This is a genomic window from Corynebacterium sp. MSK204 (genome assembly GCF_030229885.1).
GTDB lineage: Bacteria > Actinomycetota > Actinomycetes > Mycobacteriales > Mycobacteriaceae > Corynebacterium.
On sequence record NZ_JASPGQ010000011.1, the window covers coordinates 1 to 18,690 of the forward strand.

The 18,690-nt window shown below is 59.7% G+C and carries 16 protein-coding genes and 1 other RNA gene; 11 read left to right on the forward strand and 6 right to left on the reverse strand.

Annotation, left to right across the window (positions count from 1 at the left end; all coding sequences use genetic code 11):
- The first annotated feature begins 166 nt into the window (after positions 1-166).
- The gene (locus QP908_RS07870) at positions 167-796 is read left to right on the forward strand and encodes a hypothetical protein (RefSeq protein WP_284772026.1); all 630 of its coding nucleotides are present in this window, start codon (positions 167-169) and stop codon (positions 794-796) included.
- Positions 797-801: 5 nt separating this feature from the next.
- Here the strand turns inward: QP908_RS07870 and QP908_RS07875 are convergent, their stop codons facing one another.
- Positions 802-1,743 (reverse strand): SURF1 family cytochrome oxidase biogenesis protein, encoded by a 942-nt coding sequence (locus tag QP908_RS07875; protein ID WP_023023212.1) that lies wholly within the window; start codon positions 1,741-1,743, stop codon positions 802-804.
- 10 nt (positions 1,744-1,753) lie between these two features.
- Positions 1,754-2,245: a low molecular weight protein-tyrosine-phosphatase gene (locus QP908_RS07880; RefSeq protein WP_023023210.1), complete on the reverse strand. Its 492-nt coding sequence runs from the start codon at positions 2,243-2,245 to the stop codon at positions 1,754-1,756.
- Between the two features lie 93 nt (positions 2,246-2,338).
- Here QP908_RS07880 and QP908_RS07885 point away from each other — a divergent pair, with 93 nt between their 5' ends.
- The 4 genes from QP908_RS07885 (at position 2,339) to rnpB (ending at position 5,842) form a co-directional block, all read left to right on the forward strand.
- A complete protein-coding gene (locus tag QP908_RS07885) occupies positions 2,339-3,481 on the forward strand; it encodes a Nif3-like dinuclear metal center hexameric protein (protein ID WP_023023208.1) in 1,143 nt (380 codons plus the stop codon).
- The gene (locus QP908_RS07890) at positions 3,482-4,201 is read left to right on the forward strand and encodes a zinc ribbon domain-containing protein (protein WP_023023207.1); all 720 of its coding nucleotides are present in this window, start codon (positions 3,482-3,484) and stop codon (positions 4,199-4,201) included.
- On the forward strand, positions 4,198-5,373 hold the full coding sequence (locus QP908_RS07895) for a bifunctional RNase H/acid phosphatase (protein ID WP_023023205.1): 1,176 nt from the start codon (positions 4,198-4,200) through the stop codon (positions 5,371-5,373). Before QP908_RS07890 ends, QP908_RS07895 begins: the two co-directional genes overlap by 4 nt.
- Before the next feature lie 15 nt (positions 5,374-5,388).
- Positions 5,389-5,842: RNase P RNA component class A (rnpB, locus tag QP908_RS07900), an RNA gene on the forward strand.
- Positions 5,843-5,845: 3 nt separating this feature from the next.
- On the opposite strand, the gene QP908_RS07905 is transcribed toward rnpB, so the two are convergent.
- Positions 5,846-7,120 (reverse strand): galactokinase family protein, encoded by a 1,275-nt coding sequence (locus tag QP908_RS07905; protein ID WP_284772027.1) that lies wholly within the window; start codon positions 7,118-7,120, stop codon positions 5,846-5,848.
- Positions 7,121-7,371: 251 nt separating this feature from the next.
- Here QP908_RS07905 and QP908_RS07910 point away from each other — a divergent pair, with 251 nt between their 5' ends.
- Positions 7,372-7,566: a hypothetical protein gene (locus QP908_RS07910; protein ID WP_023023202.1), complete on the forward strand. Its 195-nt coding sequence runs from the start codon at positions 7,372-7,374 to the stop codon at positions 7,564-7,566.
- Positions 7,567-7,635: 69 nt separating this feature from the next.
- On the opposite strand, the gene QP908_RS07915 is transcribed toward QP908_RS07910, so the two are convergent.
- Both QP908_RS07915 and QP908_RS07920 read right to left on the reverse strand, forming a co-directional pair.
- Positions 7,636-9,393 carry a CYTH and CHAD domain-containing protein gene (locus QP908_RS07915; RefSeq protein WP_284772028.1) on the reverse strand — a complete coding sequence of 586 codons (1,758 nt, stop codon included), beginning with the start codon at positions 9,391-9,393 and terminating at the stop codon, positions 7,636-7,638.
- A 174-nt stretch (positions 9,394-9,567) separates the two neighbouring features.
- Positions 9,568-10,608, reverse strand: a complete 1,041-nt coding sequence (locus tag QP908_RS07920; RefSeq protein ID WP_284772029.1) for a DUF2786 domain-containing protein — start codon at positions 10,606-10,608, stop codon at positions 9,568-9,570.
- A gap of 195 nt (positions 10,609-10,803) precedes the next feature.
- Between QP908_RS07920 and QP908_RS07925 the strand changes: the two genes are divergently transcribed.
- The 5 genes from QP908_RS07925 to QP908_RS07945 all read left to right on the forward strand — a co-directional run bounded on the left by QP908_RS07925 (position 10,804) and on the right by QP908_RS07945 (position 17,364).
- Positions 10,804-12,141 (forward strand): glutamine synthetase family protein, encoded by a 1,338-nt coding sequence (locus QP908_RS07925; RefSeq protein ID WP_239269722.1) that lies wholly within the window; start codon positions 10,804-10,806, stop codon positions 12,139-12,141.
- 7 nt (positions 12,142-12,148) lie between these two features.
- Positions 12,149-15,208: a bifunctional [glutamine synthetase] adenylyltransferase/[glutamine synthetase]-adenylyl-L-tyrosine phosphorylase gene (locus QP908_RS07930; RefSeq protein ID WP_284772030.1), complete on the forward strand. Its 3,060-nt coding sequence runs from the start codon at positions 12,149-12,151 to the stop codon at positions 15,206-15,208.
- 97 nt (positions 15,209-15,305) lie between these two features.
- Complete coding sequence (locus tag QP908_RS07935; RefSeq protein ID WP_284772031.1) at positions 15,306-15,677, forward strand: Cgl2226 family protein; 372 nt, start codon at positions 15,306-15,308, stop codon at positions 15,675-15,677.
- Positions 15,670-16,137 (forward strand): hypothetical protein, encoded by a 468-nt coding sequence (locus tag QP908_RS07940; RefSeq protein WP_284772032.1) that lies wholly within the window; start codon positions 15,670-15,672, stop codon positions 16,135-16,137. Before QP908_RS07935 ends, QP908_RS07940 begins: the two co-directional genes overlap by 8 nt.
- 450 nt (positions 16,138-16,587) lie before the next feature.
- A complete protein-coding gene (locus QP908_RS07945) occupies positions 16,588-17,364 on the forward strand; it encodes an AAA family ATPase (protein WP_284772033.1) in 777 nt (258 codons plus the stop codon).
- Positions 17,365-17,370: 6 nt separating this feature from the next.
- On the opposite strand, the gene QP908_RS07950 is transcribed toward QP908_RS07945, so the two are convergent.
- Positions 17,371-18,678 carry an MFS transporter gene (locus QP908_RS07950; protein WP_239269726.1) on the reverse strand — a complete coding sequence of 436 codons (1,308 nt, stop codon included), beginning with the start codon at positions 18,676-18,678 and terminating at the stop codon, positions 17,371-17,373.
- Between the last annotated feature and the right edge of the window lie 12 nt (positions 18,679-18,690).

Genomic DNA, 18,690 nt, shown 5'->3' on the forward strand with positions numbered 1-18,690 from the left:
TCAAAATGGTAATAAGAAGGCCGCTGCTTAACCCCTAAGCAGCTTAACTACGTGTCCACGATTTGCGGGCAACCCCATCGTAGGCGGTCTGGTTATCACCCCATCGGGAGCACAAACCTATACCGCTTCTGGCAACGGTGCTGCCTACACAGAGATGGTGAACCAATTGGGTAAGTCATTCGAGGCGCAAGGCATGGAGGTTGCTACCGAAGACCTTGCACCGACATCGGAAGAAGACCCGCAAGCTAATGGCATTGGGCTGCTAGGGCTGCCTTTGGCCTTTGGCGGCATCGTTTCCGCAGTCATCGCCACCTTTGTTTTCCGCCGCCGAAAGTGGGTCAAGTTTGTAGTACTCGTTGGCATAGCAGCAGGGGGATCGCTCGTTGCGACGTGGATGCTGCACACCGTGTACGGCACGTTAATTGGCAAATTCGGTATGGAATGGTTGGCCATCGCCCTGGGTATTCTTTCCACCTCATTGCTCACGGCAGGCCTAGCTGCGGTGATCGGTACTGCAGGTGTAGGAATTGGTGCGGTGCTCACCATTTTCCTAGGTAATCCACTTTCGGGCTTGGCCACCGGACCTTGGTTGCTTCCTGATGGCTGGGCTACCTTGGGGCAGTGGATGCCCATTGGTGCAACGGGGTACCTTGTTCGTTCTTTGTCCTATTTTGATGGCCAGGGCGTGGGACACGCGTGGTGGGTATTCGCGCTCTGGATCGCAGTAGGTTTCGCATTACTCATGTGGGACCGGTCTGCCAGCACTACAGAATCGAAAGCAGGTCAGGCGGGCTAGGAAAGTTAGTAGCGCTCGCGGCGGCGCTTTTTCAGCTTGGCATAGTGATCCGGCTTGGAATCGCCGTAGCGGGAGCGGTTGCGCAGCGCGGCGGCGTGAGGTGCAGCATCCGTAGCGGTGTCGGTGCCAGGTTCGTCGTTGACGGAGGAGCTGGACGTGGGGGCATCGGCAAGCGATTCCGCATCCGCGTCGAGGGTCTGCATGGCGGCTTCTTCTTCGCGCAGGCGGCGGCGCTCGCGGATTTCGGACCAGATAAAATAGCCCAACCCCAGCGGGGCCATGATACCAAAGGCGATCCACTGGTAGCCGTAGGAAAGGTGGTTGCCGCGGTCGAGCTGCGGAATGGGCATTGCGTTGAGCACGCCCGGCTGGTCCTCGGAGAGCTGGATGTAGTCTTGGCCTAAGTCGGCACCGATAAGCGAGCCCACTTGCTCGGTGTGGATGGAGTAGACCTGCTGGTAGCCCTCCTGCGTGATGGGGGCGGTCTGGTGCTCGGCCTCATTCGAGCGCACCATGCCGGTAATGGTTATCTCTCCGGAAGGGGCGGGCGGAATATCCGGCACCGCATTGCCCTCCTCGGCGCTGACCCAACCGCGGTTAATCAGCATGGTCAAACCCGCATCGGTGCGGAAAGGCACCAAGGACTGATAGGACGGGCCGGAACCTGCGGGGCGCAGGCGGAGCAGCACCTCATCCTCGGGCAGGTAGTGCCCCTTGAGCGTGGTGCGGGACCATTCATCACCGGAAATGGCGCCGTCAGCGTCCACGACCTGGTCAATCGGCTGCGGATCGGCCTCATAGGCGTGGGTGATGTTTTCATTGCGCTCCACAATGTCATCGTCCTTTCCCAATTGCCATGGGGCAAGGACACTAAAGGCCAAGTAAGAAAATGCCACCACGAAAAGCAGCATGAGCACCCAGCCAGGCTTGAGGAACGTCTTTAGCATGCCCCCAAGTCTAGTCGCGGTTCTCGCGAATCCAATCCAGCAGGCCGGGGACCGCGGCTTCGATATTCTTGCGCGCGGTTTCGAAGTCTTCTTCGGTGCCGTAGTAGGGGTCGGCGACCTCTGCGCCTTCCGGGGAATTGGGATCGAAGCTGCGCATCAGACGGACCTTGGCAGGATCGATACCTAGATCGATGAGCGAATCATAGTGTCCGGAATCCATCGCGATGAATAGGTCAGCGTCCATGTGTTCCTCGCCCAATTTGGATGCGCGGTGGGATGCCCCATCGTGTCCGGCGCGGCGCAGCTCCGCCACGGCCCGCTCATCGGCGCCTTGCCCCACGTGCCAACCACCGAGCCCGCAGGAATCCACCGTGGCTAGGAGATCGAGCATGTCATCTTCCATTTCATCGCGCACGATGATTTCAGCCATGGGCGACCGGCAAATATTGCCGGTGCACACAAAGACGAGGTAGAGACCCGAGTGAGAAGAAGATTCAGTCATGCGAAAACCCTTTGCGCAGATAGTACTGTAGTGCGGGAGACAGGATATAGCACTAGCGTAATTTACAAGAATCGAGCATAAAGGAGTATCGCCATGTCTGCTGTGCGAGTGGGCGATGTGCGCCGCGTTTTGGACAAGGCTTACCCGCCCCATTTGGCCGAAAAGTGGGATGCCGTAGGCCTTATTTGCGGCGACCCCGCAGACGAGGTGCGTACCGTCGCCTTTGCTTTAGATTGCACCCAAGAGGTAGCGGACCGCGCGGTTGAGCTCGGCGCGGATATGTTGGTAGTCCACCACCCGCTGCTACTGCGCGGCGTGGAATCCGTGGCGGCCGATACCCCTAAGGGCAAGGTTGTTCATACCTTGATTAAAAATGGGGTGGCGCTTTTTGCCGCCCACACCAACGCAGATAAGGCTCGCCCCGGGGTTAACGATAAGTTGGCGGAACTCGTTGGCATTACCCCAGGTCGGCCCATCGTGCCGGAGGCTCCAGACGCCATTGATAAGTGGGGGGTGCATATCCCTACCGGCAGCGTGGAGCAGGTAAAGCAGGCGCTTTTCGATGCCGGCGCGGGCCACATCGGCGCCTACTCCCACTGCTCATTCGATATCGCGGGCGCAGGCCAATTCCAGCCGGAGGAGGGCGCGGATCCGGTTGAAGGGAGCATCGGCAAGCTGCACCGCGGCGACGAGGTACGGGTGGAATTCGTGGCTCCCGCCTCGTTGCGGTCCACGTTGATTGCGGCGCTGCACGCGGCGCACCCGTATGAGGTGCCCGCCTATGACATCGTGGAAACGGCCGGAAGCGGCGATCTTGATACCGCACTGGGGCTCGGGCGCGTGGGCGAGCTGCCCCGCGAGATGACCCTGCGGGAGTTTACGCAACAGGTGGCCAACGCCCTGCCCGAAACCGCGTGGGGCATCCGAGCCGCGGGTGACCCAGAGCAAAAGGTGCGCACAGTGGCGGTATCGTCCGGCGCTGGGGATTCCTTCCTGGGGGCTGCGGCGAAGCTGGGCGTCGATGTGTACGTCACCTCCGATTTGCGCCACCACCCGGTGGACGAGCATCTGCGCGCCGGGGGACCAGCCGTCATCGATACGGCCCACTGGGCCAGCGAGTTTCCTTGGACGGCGCAAGCAAGCGATATCGTAGAAGCAGCATTAGAACTAGATACGGAAATTATTAGCCTGCGAACTGATCCGTGGACTATCTCCGCGCACCCAAAGGAGTCATAAGTGAAACTATCGCAAGAACTACAACCGGTACTGCTGGAATTGGCCAACCTGGAACGCTCGCAAGGCATTGGCGGGGATAAAGAGCTGCCAGAAAAGGTCGAGTATGACAAGGCACAGCAGGAACACAAGCGCTTGCTCGATGCCTCCGGTTCCGCACAAATGGCAGTCGATGACATGGAAAATGAAATCCTGCGCATCCAGGCCGATGAGCGTAAGCTGCGCAGGCGCGAACGCGATGACAAGGGCCAGCTTGGCGCCGAGTTGGATACCGAAAAGCGCAAGGACATCGAGCACGATCTCTACGCCACGAAGTCCCGCATCGCCGATCTGATGAGTGAGCTGCAAGAAGCTCACAACGAAATTCACGCGCTGCGCTCCAACCTGGACGTGCACGGTGCGCGCGTCTCAGATTCTGAACGCAAGCTAGAAATGCTGCGCCGCGCCGCAGACGCCGCGCAAGAGGCTGCGGATAACCAGCCCGATCCCGCCGTGCGCATCGCGGATTTGCGCGAACAGCTGCCTTCCGATGTTTTGGAGGAATACGACGCGCAGCGGCAAGAAAACGGTGTTGGCGCCGCGCAGTTTAAGGCCAACCGGGCCTGCGGCGGCTGTTTCATCGTCTTGCCGCCCGCCGATAAGAACGCCGTGCGCAATGCGCCTGCCGATGAGCTTCCGCAATGCACCGACTGCGGTTCCTACCTGGTGCGCCTGGCATCATGAAGGTCATTATCTACGCCGATGGTGGCTCGCGCGGCAATCCCGGAGTAGCCGGTTCAGGCACTGTGGTTTATGCCGCGGATGGCACGACCACCCTGCGCGAAATCGTCTATGTGGTTGGCACCGAGGCCACCAATAATGTGGCCGAATACCACGGCTTATTGCGCGGGCTCGAGGCCGCCTCCGAGCTAGGTGCCAGCGAGGTGGAGTTCTATATGGACTCCAAGCTCGTCGTGGAACAGATCAATGGACGCTGGAAAATCAAGCACCCGGATATGCAAAAGCTGGCCCTTGAGGCCCGCACGCATATCGACGGGTTTTCTTCCTTCAGCCTGGAGTGGGTTCCGCGCGCAAAAAATAAGGTGGCGGATGCGCTATCCAATGACGCGATGGACGCGGCTGCGGCGGGGCATAAGGTGGGCATCGTCAAGAGCGAAACCGATGCGCCTGCCGCCGAGCCTTCGTCCGATGCCGCGCCGGGTGAGCCTACGCCTGCCGAGGACAACCAGGAGTGGGATACCTCCGCGCCGCACCCTTCTGACTGGCTGGGCGAGCGCGGCGATAAGACCCGCTTTATCCTGCTGCGTCATGGCCAAACCGAAATGTCTGCCAACAAGCAATACTCAGGGCGCGCCAATCCGGAGCTTACTGAACTGGGCAAAAAGCAGGCGCTCGCCGCCGCGCAAGCCCTTGCCGGTACCACCATCGACGCCATCGTGTCCTCGCCGCTGAAGCGCTGTCAGGAAACAGCGGCCGCCGTCGCGCATGGCCGCGATATCGACGTGGTGACCGAAGACGGCCTGATCGAGGTGGACTTTGGCGAGTGGGAAGGAAAGACCGCGGCCGAAGCGCACCAGCGCGACCCAGAGATACACGAGCAATGGCTGCACGATGCCGCTACACCGTGCCCCGGCGGGGAATCGCTGCAGGCCGTCAACCGTCGCGTGCGTGCTGCCCGCAAGGAATTGCAGCGGCGCTATAGCGGCAAGACGGTGCTGATTGTCAGCCACGTCAACCCCATCAAATCCTTCCTCTGCCAGGCCCTGAACGCGGGCCCGGCCACCTTCCAACACCTGTTTTTGGATCTGGCGGCGCTATCAGATGTCGAGTTCTGGGACGGCGGCTCTATGGTGCATGGATTCAACGATGTGGGACACCTAGAGGGGCTGCGCTAGACTAAGTAGCGCGAATGAGCCGGCCGGGCGATCGCGTCGCCGCAAACGGGCAGCGTTGGTGCTGCAACGTGGGCGCCGAGGAAAGTCCGGACTCCACAGAGCACGGTGGTTGCTAACGGCAACCCGGGGTGACCCGCGGGCAAGTGCAACAGAAAGTAGACCGCCTTGTGCCTCCACTTGTGCTTCGGCCCAAGTTGGGGACACAAGGTAAGGGTGAAACGGTGCGTTAAGAGCGCACCAGCATCGTCAGCGATGGCGGTGGCTGGGTAAACCCCACCGGGAGCAAGGCATCACGGCCCTGCCACGTTGCAGGGCCCGATCAGGCGTTTTAAGGCTGCTCGCTCGAGCCTGAAGGTAGCTGCTGGAACCAACTGGCAACGGTTGGTCTAGATGGATGTTCGCCGCGCGGCGTTCCGTTTAATGGGGCGCCGTGGTTAGACAGAATCCGGCTTATAGGCCGGCTCATTCGCCCTTAATCTTCTACTTTGGCTGGCTCGCCTGCGGCCAGCTTCACCAGCAGGAAGCCATCGTCTGCTAGATCCGCCGCGAAGTTTTCCGCGCGGTTGCTGGGGACATAAGCAATAACGGCTCCAGATAGCCCCGCGTGCGCCGAGCGCGCGGCCACCGCGCCGCGGACCGTGACTAGCTCCGCGAGTTTTTCTGCGGAATCGAAGCCATAAATATTGGTCAGCGAGGCCTGCGATTGCAAGACAATGGGGAAAAGCTCGTTGCGGCGGTGCGAGCGCAGGTAGCGCACAAAGTTCTCCACGCGGGAGGTCTCTTCCTCATAAAATGCCATCCACTCGGTAGCCGCATTGATGCTGGGGCGGCCCTCCTCGCCGTAGACCTTGTGCACTGCTTTGAGCCACTCCACCACGCGCTGTTGTGCATCGGGCAAAAAGCGCAGCGACTCTGTGCCGAAGGAATGGCAGGCATCATCGATAAATTGCTGGCGTTGGCGGATGGCGTCAATTGCCTGTGACAGTTCTTCCGCAGTGTTCCCGGGCACCGCCACCGCGAAGGCCACCACGTCTTGGTCCACGACGTGGGGTGCGTGTGTGACCGAGCCATCGGCATAGTCGATGATGCACACACCGTCGCCACTGCTGCGCAGCGCGGCGGTGTGGCGCGCGCGTAGGGCGGGCTTATGGGCAAAGGTAGTTACCGCCTGGGTGCAGACATCCGCAACGCGCACGCGCAAGGGAGCGTCGAGGTTGTCTGTTGGGCCCATTAAGGCAAGCGCTACGGCAACATCCGCCGCCGATGCGGCGCCTAAGCCGATATCGTTGGGGATATCGCTCACGATGGTGATATCCGCCCCAGCCGTCTCCCTGGACAGTAACTGGCGGTTGACCATGGTGTGTACGATGCCGCCGATGCGCGCGGCCAGCCCACCTTCTGGTGCGGGCGGAATGACCGGTTGCCCCTCCGAATCCGTCGTGGGCTGTTGCGCCGCAGCGAGCGCAGCCACCTCCTGGAGGCCAATGGAATCGTGCGCAGGCTCCCCAATTGCCGGCACGTAGTGGACGGAAACGATACCATCCGTGCGCGAACTGACGGCCGCCGCCGCGCGGAGATCCGACAAGCTTGCGGCGACGATGCCCCCATAATGATCGATATGCTCACCAATGAGCGGCCAGGTCGCGGGCGCGCTGGCGACATGGGTGGGCTCCGTTCCCACGATAGAGGCGTGTTGTTGTGCAACGCGCTCAGCGATAGGGGACTTAGGCGTCGACCACAGTGGCATGAAGGCAAAAGCTCCTTTTCCAATTCGGCGGATAAAAATCACGCGGCTACGTGGCGCGGGCTAGCGCCATGGACAAAGTAGCCGATAAAGCGGCTCCCTTGCTCTGCTTGACGGTGCAAGGGAGGCATGAAAAGAAATACTGCCCTCATATTCTAGCGGGCGCGTGTTTTCATGCATGGGTAGTGTGGGCACCAACCACAGGCGGGCGGCGCACACGTGCTGTCCAAAGTATATAGACGAAAGGGACTACCGTGGCGACTACAGCAGATGAGAAGTGGTATTACGACCCTTCCACCAAGGAAGTCAGCAAAGGCAAAGTATCCGGCTGGGAAAACCGCATGGGGCCTTATGACACCCGCGAGGAGGCCGAGCACGCCATAGAAATCGCGCGCGCCCGCACCAAGGCAGCCGATGCCGCAGATAAAGAAGATGATGGCTGGGACTAGTTTAATTCCCAACCATCACCTGACAGCGATTAATGCAGCCTAACGCGCCACAACTGGTGCCACGGCCCGCTACTTCTTCAGCTTTTTGCGCAGCGGCTTAAATGCGGCCTTGATGTCCTTGAAAGACTCGTTGTAATCATCCAAGGCGGCCAGGCCGATGGCGCGTTCGCGCTGGTACAACAGGCCGTAACCGAAGGTATCTTCCCCGCGGCGGTGCGCGTTCTGGGATAGCTCGAGCAATTTATCCCGCGAGGTAACCGAGTCTTGGAAATCCCCCAAGACCGATTGCATCTTTTTGCAGGCCTTGTACAGACGCTTGGTCTTTAGCTTCGTTGCGGAACCGGCTGCCTCTGCTGCGTAACGCAGTTTCTTGGCCGCCTTGCGCATATCGTGGAAATAATCCTCGCGCTCGTGCAGCGAAAGCTCCGCGTTATCCCAGTTGTCTACTGCCTTCTTATGGCGCTTGACCAACTTTTTGTAGGCCTTTTCCAAGTGGCGTGCCATCACGGCATCGACGTCCTCGGCCTCCGCATCGCCGGTGTTGGACGACTTTCCCGTCTTCTTTTCAGCGGCCGATTCTTCCTCTGCGGGGTGCGTTTCCGCAGATTCTTCGACAGAATCTTCGGCTGCATCCTCAAATGCATCCCCGTCAGCGTCCACGGTAGCGGAATCGTCCTCGCTGTCGGCATCTTCTGCAGATTGGGCACCGGCCGTTGGGGGATCCGCCAATAGGCGGTCGAGGGACTCGAGCAATTCGAGGTATTCCTCAGAATTTAGCGCGGCGATGACCCTGCGGTGCGCCCGCCGGTAGGCGGTACCCATGTCGCGGGAGATGTGTTCGCGGGTGGCGGCATCCAAGGTATCGGAGTCCTCGGACTCCAAGAGCTCTTGCCAGCGCTCTTCCACGACCTCTGCATCGCGGGCTACGCCCAAAATGCCGGCGAGCTCTTTGAGATCAGCTTCGATCTTCTCAATCTGCGGGCCGACAACAATGCCGTGAAAAGTCTGCAGGTGGCTGCGCAGTTCGCGAGTGGCCACGCGCATTTGGTGCACCGAGTCCCACTCATCGCGGCGAACGCGCGGATCATAATCAATGAGCTTGTCGCGGTTGGCCTGCAGCGCTGCAATCACTGCGGCTGCCGGGGAATCCTCGTCAACGTCTGGGGTAACGAGAGCGGGAGGGAGGGGAGCGTTGTTGTAGGAATCACCCAAGGCCGACTTCAACTTAGACGGGGACGAAGAAACGCGAGCCCCAGCGCCGATGAGAAGAGAGGTGGCGCGGCGAATGAAGTGGCTTCCTTCTTCAGTGCCTGGAAGCTCACCGGCCAGCTCCACTTCCCATTCGCGCCAGGATTGCTGCTGCCCGCCGGGCAAGAAAGAAAAGGCGGTGACGTGGTCATCGCAAAATTCCGCGACCGGATTATTGTGCTCATCCGCAAGCAGCATCTCGGTGCGGTTATTATCCACCTGCGCAATGGGGCTTAACTCGTTGTGGCGAACGATAGAGCGCACTTGCTTTACAAGCTCTTGGGGCACCTCGTATTTGCCGTCTACCGGTTCTCCCAGTTCGGCATGGATCTCGGCCCGGCCACCCTCGCTTGGGATCTTGATGTGCCAGCCATCGTCATTGCCGCCGGTGCGGCGGCGCAAGGTGATTTTGGCGTGCGTTAGGCGCAAATCTTCCGTGTCGTAATAAATGGCGGATAGAGCGTGGTGGCGCGTTTCTGCTATATGGTCAACGGATTCGAGTCGAGTGAGTTCAGGCAGTTGAGTCGATTCTGCTACGGCGAATTTCGCTTCTACTTCCAGGAAAGTCTGTGTTGACATTCACATACCCTTAAGCTTTTACAACAATTAATTTCACCTGTGATCCTACCCGTGACGCGCAGCACGCGCCTGAAAAATTTCGCAGCGTTTGCTGTGCGCACGGGTAGAAATGTGCCGCCGACACCATGAGGCTGAAAGCAGACAGGGGAGGCCACGGAGCAAGGGCTGCCGGTATTAAGAATCGATGCCAGTGGCAGGCCCACCCAAGTGAGACTTATCCGCAGCCGTGATGCCATCAGTGATGCCATGCAGACTATTCATGGATAGCGAGGATGTGGTCAGGTTGGGAAATAGGCGGTCTCGGGTTTCCCCGGCATGATCGGTGCGGGCCTGGAGTGCAGGTAGCGTCTGGGTGGCGATGAGCTCAGCGTGATGGCTGCAATAGGGAGACTCATCGAGTTTTTCTTCGATGCCGTCTTCATTGGCCAGCTCCAGCAGTTCCCCGATCCGAGCGGCATAGGAAAGCCGGAAGCTACGGCGATAGGACGCGGTGGTCTGTGTCGCGCGTGCAAACTCGGCACCCTCGCTATTGCGCATGTACCAATCGCATTGGCGGTTCAGCGAGGAAAACAGAGCGGCGCAGTGGGCGGCGTCTTCGGGCGCGCCGATGATGCAGGCAAGGCCCTTTTCGTGGATGAGGAGGGTGGTGCATCCATTGGCATTGGCGATGGTGCCTAACAAGGTGACCTGATGCTTGATATATGGCGGGTGAACGTGCACGCGGTGGGAAATGAGGCGGGGCTGGTCCACGGTTAAGAGATCCTCGATGCGGTATTTCTGCTGCAGCGACTGGGCCTTAGAAATAAGCACCTCTGCCTCTTCTGCAAAGGTCGTGGATTCGGCCTTGCGCAATAGCCCCAAGACCTTGTGGCGGATTTTATTCTGCTTGTCGCTAGAGCCATCGGCTTGACTGAGCTCGCCGCCGGCCAAAAGCTCGGTATCGCGCAAACGCGGCAGGTGCACCAGCTCTTTCATGATGGCGCACAGCTTATCGCGGGGAATGAAATTTTCTTGCGGTGCTTCTAATTGCAGCCACGCTTTGCGCAGCGCGGGTGAGGTGATGCGGGCAGGTACGTGCGGGCTAGCGCGGTAGATGAAGGGATAGGAATAAGCGCCCAGGACGTGGCGTAAATCGTCCGGGGACCACCCGTATTGGGCGGCAGTAACTACGGCATCGATAACGCTGGCAGAAAGTTCATCAACGTGGGAGGTCATACTAGTTTCTTCCTTCAGAAAGCTTGTACAGGTGTTCGCTTGCCCCACTAGCAAAGCACGTGCACGAAGCCGTACCTGCTGCATTAACCCCCGCTTGCTACCCCCTGAATACTCTGCCGACCTGCGAATCTGACCATGTGGAAATTGACTAATGAACTGCACACTGGCTAGCGGTGAGCCGGTAAGGTTTAGGGCATGAATAGCCAACACGAATTCGTCTTACGCACCGTTGAGGAACGCGATATCCGCTTTATCCGCTTGTGGTTTACGGATATCATGGGCGCCCTCAAATCCGTAGTGATGAGCCCCTCCGAACTCGAATCCGCCTTTGAGGAGGGGATTGGCTTTGATGGCTCGTCGGTAGAGGGGTTTTCCCGCATCTCGGAATCAGACACCATTGCGCTGCCGGATCCCTCCACCTTCCAAATCCTGCCCTTTGATGACAACGAACCGGACCTGCAAACGGCGCGCATGTTCTGCGATATTGCGCAGCCAGACGGCCAGCCCTCTGTGGTAGATCCGCGCCATATCCTGCGCCGCCAGGTCACCGAGGCCGCCAATGATGGATTTACCTGCATGGCCTCGCCAGAAATTGAGTTCTACCTGCTGGAACACAGCAAGGAACTGACAGACTTGGTCCCCACCGATAATGGCGGGTATTTCGACCAAGCGACGCACGATACCGCGCCGCTATTTCGCCGCCGCGCCATGCTTGCGCTGGAATCACTCGGCATCGCCACCGAATTTAGCCACCACGAAACCGCGCCGGGCCAGCAGGAAATCGATCTCCGCCACGCCGATGTGCTGACCATGGCGGATAATATTATGACCTTCCGGCGGGTTATTAAGCAGGTGGCCACGGATTCCGATGTGCGGGCAACGTTTATGCCCAAACCCTTTGAGGACCTTCCGGGCTCAGGAATGCACACGCACTTTAGCCTGTTTGAAGGCCAGTCCAATGCCTTCCACGATCCGGACGATGAATTTTCGCTCTCACACACCGCTAAGCAATTCATCGCCGGGATTTTGGAGCACTCTACGGAGATGAGCCCCATTATCAACCAGTGGCCCAACTCCTATAAGCGGCTGATGTTTGGCAATGAGGCGCCGGGCTCGGCCACGTGGGGTGTGCAGAACCGTTCCGCCCTAGTGCGCGTGCCTACGTACCGCCTGACCAAGGAAGAATCGCGCCGGGTGGAAATCCGCTCCATCGATGCCTCCATGAACCCATACCTGGGCTATGCCGTCATCCTCGCCGCAGGGCTGCGGGGCATCCGGGAGGGCTACGAATTAGACGATCCCGCAGAAGACGATGTCCACCAGCTCACCCACCGGGAACGCCGGGCCATGGGGTATAAGGATCTTCCCTCCAGCATGGATCAGGCCCTGCGCGAGTTCGAAAAGTCCGAATTTATGGCAGAGGTCTTGGGCGAGCACGTCTTCGAGTTCTTCTTGCGCGCCAAATGGGAAGAATGGCGCGATTACCAGCGCCAAATTACGACAGTCGAGCTGCGCAACAACCTGAACTTCTAGGAGAATAATGCGTCCTGCCACGGTGCCGTCGCCGGCGTCGCTGGGCCTTAGCCGGTCCCATGCCGCACAAGACTTAGAACAACTGGGATGGAATAACCCGGAGTCCGTTGACCTCTTATGGACGCTGGCTGCGGTCGGTGATCCAGATTTAGCGCTTAATAACCTCGTGCGCATTTACGAGCAGGCCCCGGAGCTCGATGCGGAAATCCGCAGCAATGAGCAAGTGCGGGTGCGCCTTCTTTCGCTCTTGGGTGCGTCGACGGCGTTCGGGGATCACCTCGCCGCCCACCCGGAGCTGTGGGAGGAGCTGAAAAAGCCCCTTCCGGAGCCAGAAGAGATGCTTACTAGCCTGCTTGAAGTGGTCGGCGCGCAGCCGGCAACGTTCGCTGCGGAGCTCGATGCTCCCGATCCGGCGAGGGAGGATCTCAGCGCGCCGGGTACGTACCGCGCGAGCGAGGGCGAGCATAAAAAAGAGATGCGGACCCAGTACCGCACGCTGATGATGCGGCTTGCCGCGCACGATGTGGCGGGTACCTTCCACTCCCGCAAGGGGCAATCCCGACCGCAGCCGGAGGTAAGCTTCCGGCAAGTCACCACGCTGACTACGGCGCTTGCCGATGCCGCCCTCACGGCCTCCCTTGCCGTTGCGGTGCGCAAGATCTACGGCGACGATCCGCTCGATGCACAGCTTGCGGTCATGGCGATGGGCAAGTGCGGTGCCGGGGAGCTGAACTATATCTCCGACGTGGACGTCATCTTCGTCGGCAGCGAGGCAACTCCCAAGGCCACCCGGCTCGCCGCGGAGTTTAACCGGATCGGGTCGACGACATTTTTTGATGTCGATGCGAACCTGCGGCCAGAGGGTAAGTCTGGGGCGCTGGTGCGCACGTTGGATTCACACGTGACCTACTACCGCCGGTGGGCAGAAACCTGGGAATTCCAGGCGCTGCTCAAGGCGCGGGCGATGACCGGTTACCTGCCGCTGGGAGAGGATTACTTGGAGCAAATCCGGCCGATGGTCTGGACGGCCTCGCAGCGCGATTCCTTCGTGGAAGACGTCCAAGCCATGCGCCGACGCGTATTGGATAATGTGCCAGATGAGCTCAAACACCGCGAGCTCAAGTTGGGCGTCGGCGGGCTGCGCGATATCGAATTCGCGGTGCAATTGCTGCAATTGGTGCACGGGCGTTCTGATGAATCCCTGCGCGCGCTGTCGACGGTACATGCCCTCGACGCGCTTATCTCTGCAGGCTACGTGGGTCGCGAAGACGGCACGCAGCTCATTGAGGCTTATGAATTCTTGCGCCTTTTAGAACACCGCCTGCAATTGGAGCGCTTCCGCCGTACGCACACCCTGCCAGCAGACGATGATGAAGCGGGCTTGAACTGGCTCGCGGTGATTTCTGGATTCTCCCCGCAGGGCACTAAGTCTGCGGTGCAGGGCATGCTCGCGCATTTGCGGCGCATCAGGATGCGCATTTCTGAGTTGCACTCGCGCCTGTTTTATCGCCCGCTGCTCAATTCCGTGGTGACCATGTCCGCCGATGAGCTCAAACTTTCGCCGGAGGCGGCAAAGCTGCAGCTTGCGGCATTGGGCTATAGCTCGCCGGATCGCGCATTCGAGCACCTGACCTCTTTGGCATCCGGTACGTCCCGCAAGGCACGCATTCAAGCCATCTTGCTGCCGACCTTGATGGAATGGCTGGCAGACACCGCCGATCCAGATATGGGGTTGCTCAATTACCGCAAGTTATCTGAGGCCGCCCGGGATAGGTCGTGGTTCCTGCGCATCCTGCGGGATGAGGGGATCGTCGGCCAGCGCTTGATGCATATTCTGGGAACCTCGCCATTTACCGCGGACCTTATCATCAGCGCCCCGGATTCGGTGAAGCAGCTTTCCGATGGCGCGACCGGCCCCAAGCTGCTCGAAACCAAGCCGGAGCAGGTGTCTAAGGCGCTGGTCAATTCCAGCAAGCGCCATGCGCACCCGGATAAGGCGGTGGCGGTCGCGCGTTCGCTGCGCAGGGTGGAGTTGGCGCGCATCGCCAGTGGCGATCTCTTAGGGATTATCCCCGTTGAGCAGGTGTGCCAAGAACTGTCGACCATCTGGAACGCAGTCTTGGAAGCCGCCCTGCGCGCTGAGGTGCGGGCCTGGCGGATGGACCACGAGGATGCGGAACCGCCGGCGCGCATTGCAGTTATTGGCATGGGCCGGCTCGGTGGCCGTGAGCTTGGGTTCGGCTCCGATGCAGATGTCCTTTTCGTGGCAGAGCCTGAAGCTGCAGACGATGAAGGCGAGGCTATGCGGTGGGCTATCGGGATCGTCGATAAGCTGCGCCGTCGCCTTGCCAAGCCCTCTGGGGATCCTCCCTTGGACGTTGACTTGGGCTTGCGCCCAGAGGGACGATCTGGCGCGGTGGTGCGCAGCATTGCCTCCTACAAGCGCTATTACCGCGAGTGGGGCGAGGCTTGGGAAATGCAGGCGCTGCTGCGTGCGGCCTTCATCGCCGGGGACGAGGAAGTGGGCCAGCGCTTTATGGAGATGATCGATGAATACCGCTACCCGGATAGCGGCGCGAGCCAGTCCACCATTCGCGCCATCCGGCGCATGAAGGCTCGGGTGGATAATGAGCGCCTGCCGCGTGGGGCCGACCGCACCACCCACACGAAGCTGGGGCGCGGGGCGCTGACCGATATTGAATGGACGGTGCAGCTGCTTATTATGATGCACGGGCATGAGCATCCCGAGCTGCGGCAACCAGGGACCTTGCCGGTGCTGGAGGCGCTGGAACAAAGCGGCATCTTAAGCGCCGATCAAACCAGTGACCTGCGAGATGCGTGGTTGATGGCAACGGACGCCCGCAACGCGTTGGTGCTGGTGCGCGGCAAGCGCGTGGACCAATTGCCTGGGCCTGGCCCACAATTGGCCCAGGTAGCCGGCGCGGCCGGCTGGACGCCGGAGAATAACCAGGATTTCCTGGATACGTACCTGAAATTGACCCGGCACGCGCGCAAGGTGGTCGATGAAGTCTTTTGGGGAGAGGAGGAATCCTTCGAGCATTCTTAAAGTTGCCGCATAACTTGGTCTATACAGCACTAATTCCCTTAACTTTTGAAGTATCGGACCCTAGAGTAGGAATAAGTTAGAGAAAGGATCTTTGGTTATGTCATTTCAGCTGCAGCTCGATGTGGACTCCGCCACCGTTGGAGAATTGGCCGCATTGCTTTCTGCCGCTCGCGCGGCAGGGGTCCGTGATGATGACGTCCTAGAATTAGATGGCACCACCTTGACCATTGAGGTCTCGGCCCCACACACGGGCGCGTCCCGCGGCGGGCAGAACCTCGACGCTTCGCATCACCAAGAAGATTTTGGCCGCGAGGGCGCTACAGACTCCCGCTCGCGCGGGCGCGGCGACCGCATTGGGGAGGCCACAATCCGCTCACTCATCGATATTTTGAATGAACGCGGCAACGGTAGTTCCTCGCGCGGCAATGGTTATGGCTTCTTCGGAGGAAATTCGGATTACCATGACTAAATCTTCGGGAGCCCACCGCAGGAAGCTAATCTACCTCTGGGGCTGTATCGCCGTGGCGACCATTATCGCCGTCGTCGTTGGCACGTGGGCAACCAGCCGCCATCATCCTCCGAAAGGGACGATGACCGTGGGCGATGCCGTAGCCGGGGGAGTCGTGCAAGAAGAAGCGCCCGCCCAAGTTAATGGTTCGGTAGAAAACGATTCCTCTTCAGAAGCTAATCGCGTGATGTCGCTGGCAAAGGCGTTGGGGATTCCCTTGGAATCGGTGCCGCGCGATATAACCCAGAATAAATCCGGAAAGTCAGATGTCCGTCAGTATCTAGAGCGCGAGTTAAAGAGCGCCGTGGCTTCTGGTGAGCTGGATGAAGACGACGAAAAGGCCATCATCGGCGCCTTTGAAAAAGGCATTGTCATCCCAGCCAGCGATGGCATCGTGGCCGAAAGCGCCCCGGCTAATTAGGTCAGTACCAGTCTCTGCTTAGCCCCAACTCGTGCTTCGGCTGGGGCGGCAGCCGCTTGAGCGTCTTCCAGTCGAGGAATGCCCAAGAAGTTTCAGGAAACCGGCAGACTGAGGGCATGGCCTTAACAGCTCGTCTCCCTAGAGTTATCCCATAACGAAACGGTAACGAAGCAAGCTGAGCGTTACCGAGCGACTGGAGGAGACGATGACAATCAAGAATAAGTTATCCACAACCGCGGCGGTGGCCGCAGCCATAGTCTTTCCTATTAGCGGGGGATTAGGTATTGCCTTTGCGGTAAACGCGGTTCCAGCAGAGACCATAGCCCAAGCAGCAACCGGGGACCCATTACTCCTGCACCTCAAGTCCGCATTCGATCTAGCAACTGCAATAGCGCGGCGATGACGTGAGTACCCCATCCGCGCACCGCCGCAGCTGCTAAAGTGCCAGGCATGTTGGTTGATGCCGTTCGCCTGAAATCCATGCCGCGGGATTATCGCCGTAGCCTGCCTGTCTTTGATTACCTGGCAGATTTAAAGCGCTTTTCCTTTACCCGCCCGGTGACGATTTTCGTCGGTGATAACGGCATAGGAAAATCCAGCCTGCTGGCCGCCATGGCAACGGATCTTGGGTGTTCTCCCAAGGGCGGCCGGATGGGGGATCCGGAAGCAATCTTGCCGTTAAGCCCGGTGGTCTGCGAGGGCACGGGACTCATTCAGCGGGCCTATTTTTTGCGCGCGGAAACCCATGAATACCTCCTTTCGCGCGAGCAATCCCCCGAGGAATCCGGCGGGCGTTCCATCCTGCCCTCCCAGGTGGACGTGCAGGCCCGCTCGCACGGCGAGTCCGTTTTCGATGTGCTCTATGAGCGCGTCGATGGCGCGGGGGTATATATCTTTGACGAACCAGAATCGGGCTTATCCGTTGTCCGGCAACTGGCGCTGATCGCTGAAATCGCCCAAGCCGTTGACCGCGGTGCACAGGTATTTATCGCCACGCATTCACCGATCTTGCTGGGCTGCCCCAATGCCGATATCGTGGAATTAAATGACACCGGCTTCCAGCGCATTTCCTTTGATGAGGCCGAAGCCGTGGCAGCGACCAAGGAGTTCCTCGCGGATCCAGAGGGAACCATCAACTTTATCTTGGATCCAAAGGCAGAAGAAGCGGAAGAAGAGACGGAAGCCACGGAGATAGCGGCTGTCGATGAGGCCGAAAGGACCGAATAAGCAGCGTTAGGTTACCTCCACGATCCTCACGGAGGGCCCCGCGTAGCCACCGCGTCGGCGCAGGATGTGGGTGATGACGACTCCGACCATGCCGCACAACCATACGGCCAAGACAGCGAGGGAGGCGGAGGTGAAATCGGGCATGGAGTAATTGGGGGCATCGGCAGAGTGGTCCAATACCATGCCGAATAATTGCGCGCCCAACATGCCGGAGGTAAACCCGCCCATATTGCCCAAGCCGGTTGCGGTAGCGACGACAGAGCGGTCCATGTTCTCGCGGACGATGTCGAAGCCATAATTCGACGTCGGCGTGCACAGCGCCAGGATGAAGGAGACCGCGGTGATGGCAGCGAGGCCCCCGCCGGTGCCGAAGGCGAAGAATAGCACCCAAGTCAGCACGTGCAGGCTGACGAACCCGAGCGCGACCCAGGGGCGGATATTCTGCGCGCGGGAAGAAATCCGGCCGTGCAGGGGCCCGACCAGAACCAAAAACACGGCCAAGAGGGTCAGTACGAGGCTGGCCTTGCCCTTGGACAACTCCATGCCTTGGGTCATCATGGGCATGCCCCACAGCATGACAAAGACAATCAGCGGCAACATGCCGCTGTAGTGGATAAAGTATGCCTGCCAGGCAATAGGCGAGGTAAAGACCGCCTTCAAGCGCGCACCGATGCTGCTGCCCTGGGAGTTTGGTGGTTCCTTCTCCAGCGGAATAACCCCGAGCTTTTCTGGGGAGTCAGCGACCGCGACTGCGGCGGCAATGGCGACGAGGATGCCCACTGCACCCAAGGTCACGAATGCCGCGGTCCATCCGGCTGTTCCTAGTAACCAGAGGAACGGGACGGCGGAAATGAATTGACCCATCTGGCCAATGGAGGAGGTCACCTGGGTAAACATCGGTGTGCGGTGCAGCGGGAACCAGTAGGGCAGGATGCGCATTACCGATAAGAATCCCGTGGCATCGCCGGCGCCGATGAGCACGCGCGCGAAGATGGCTACCCCGTAATTGCTGGTAAAGCCGAGTATGACCTGGCCGACGCCCATAATGACCGCGCCCACGACGAGCAGGATGCGGGGGCCAAATTTATCGATCAGCATGCCGGTGGGGATTTGTGCGATGGCATAGACGCCCAATTGCACGGAGGTAAATACCGCGATGCGCCCGGCATCGACGCCGAAGCGCTCGATGGCATCGAGGCCGGCTACGCCGAAGGAAGACCGCCCGGTAATGGCTACGAGATAGACCGCCATGGCCGCGACCCAAATCATTAACGCCTGGGTTGTGATAACTTCTCTTGGATTTGGCTGCGACATGGCTGATACCTT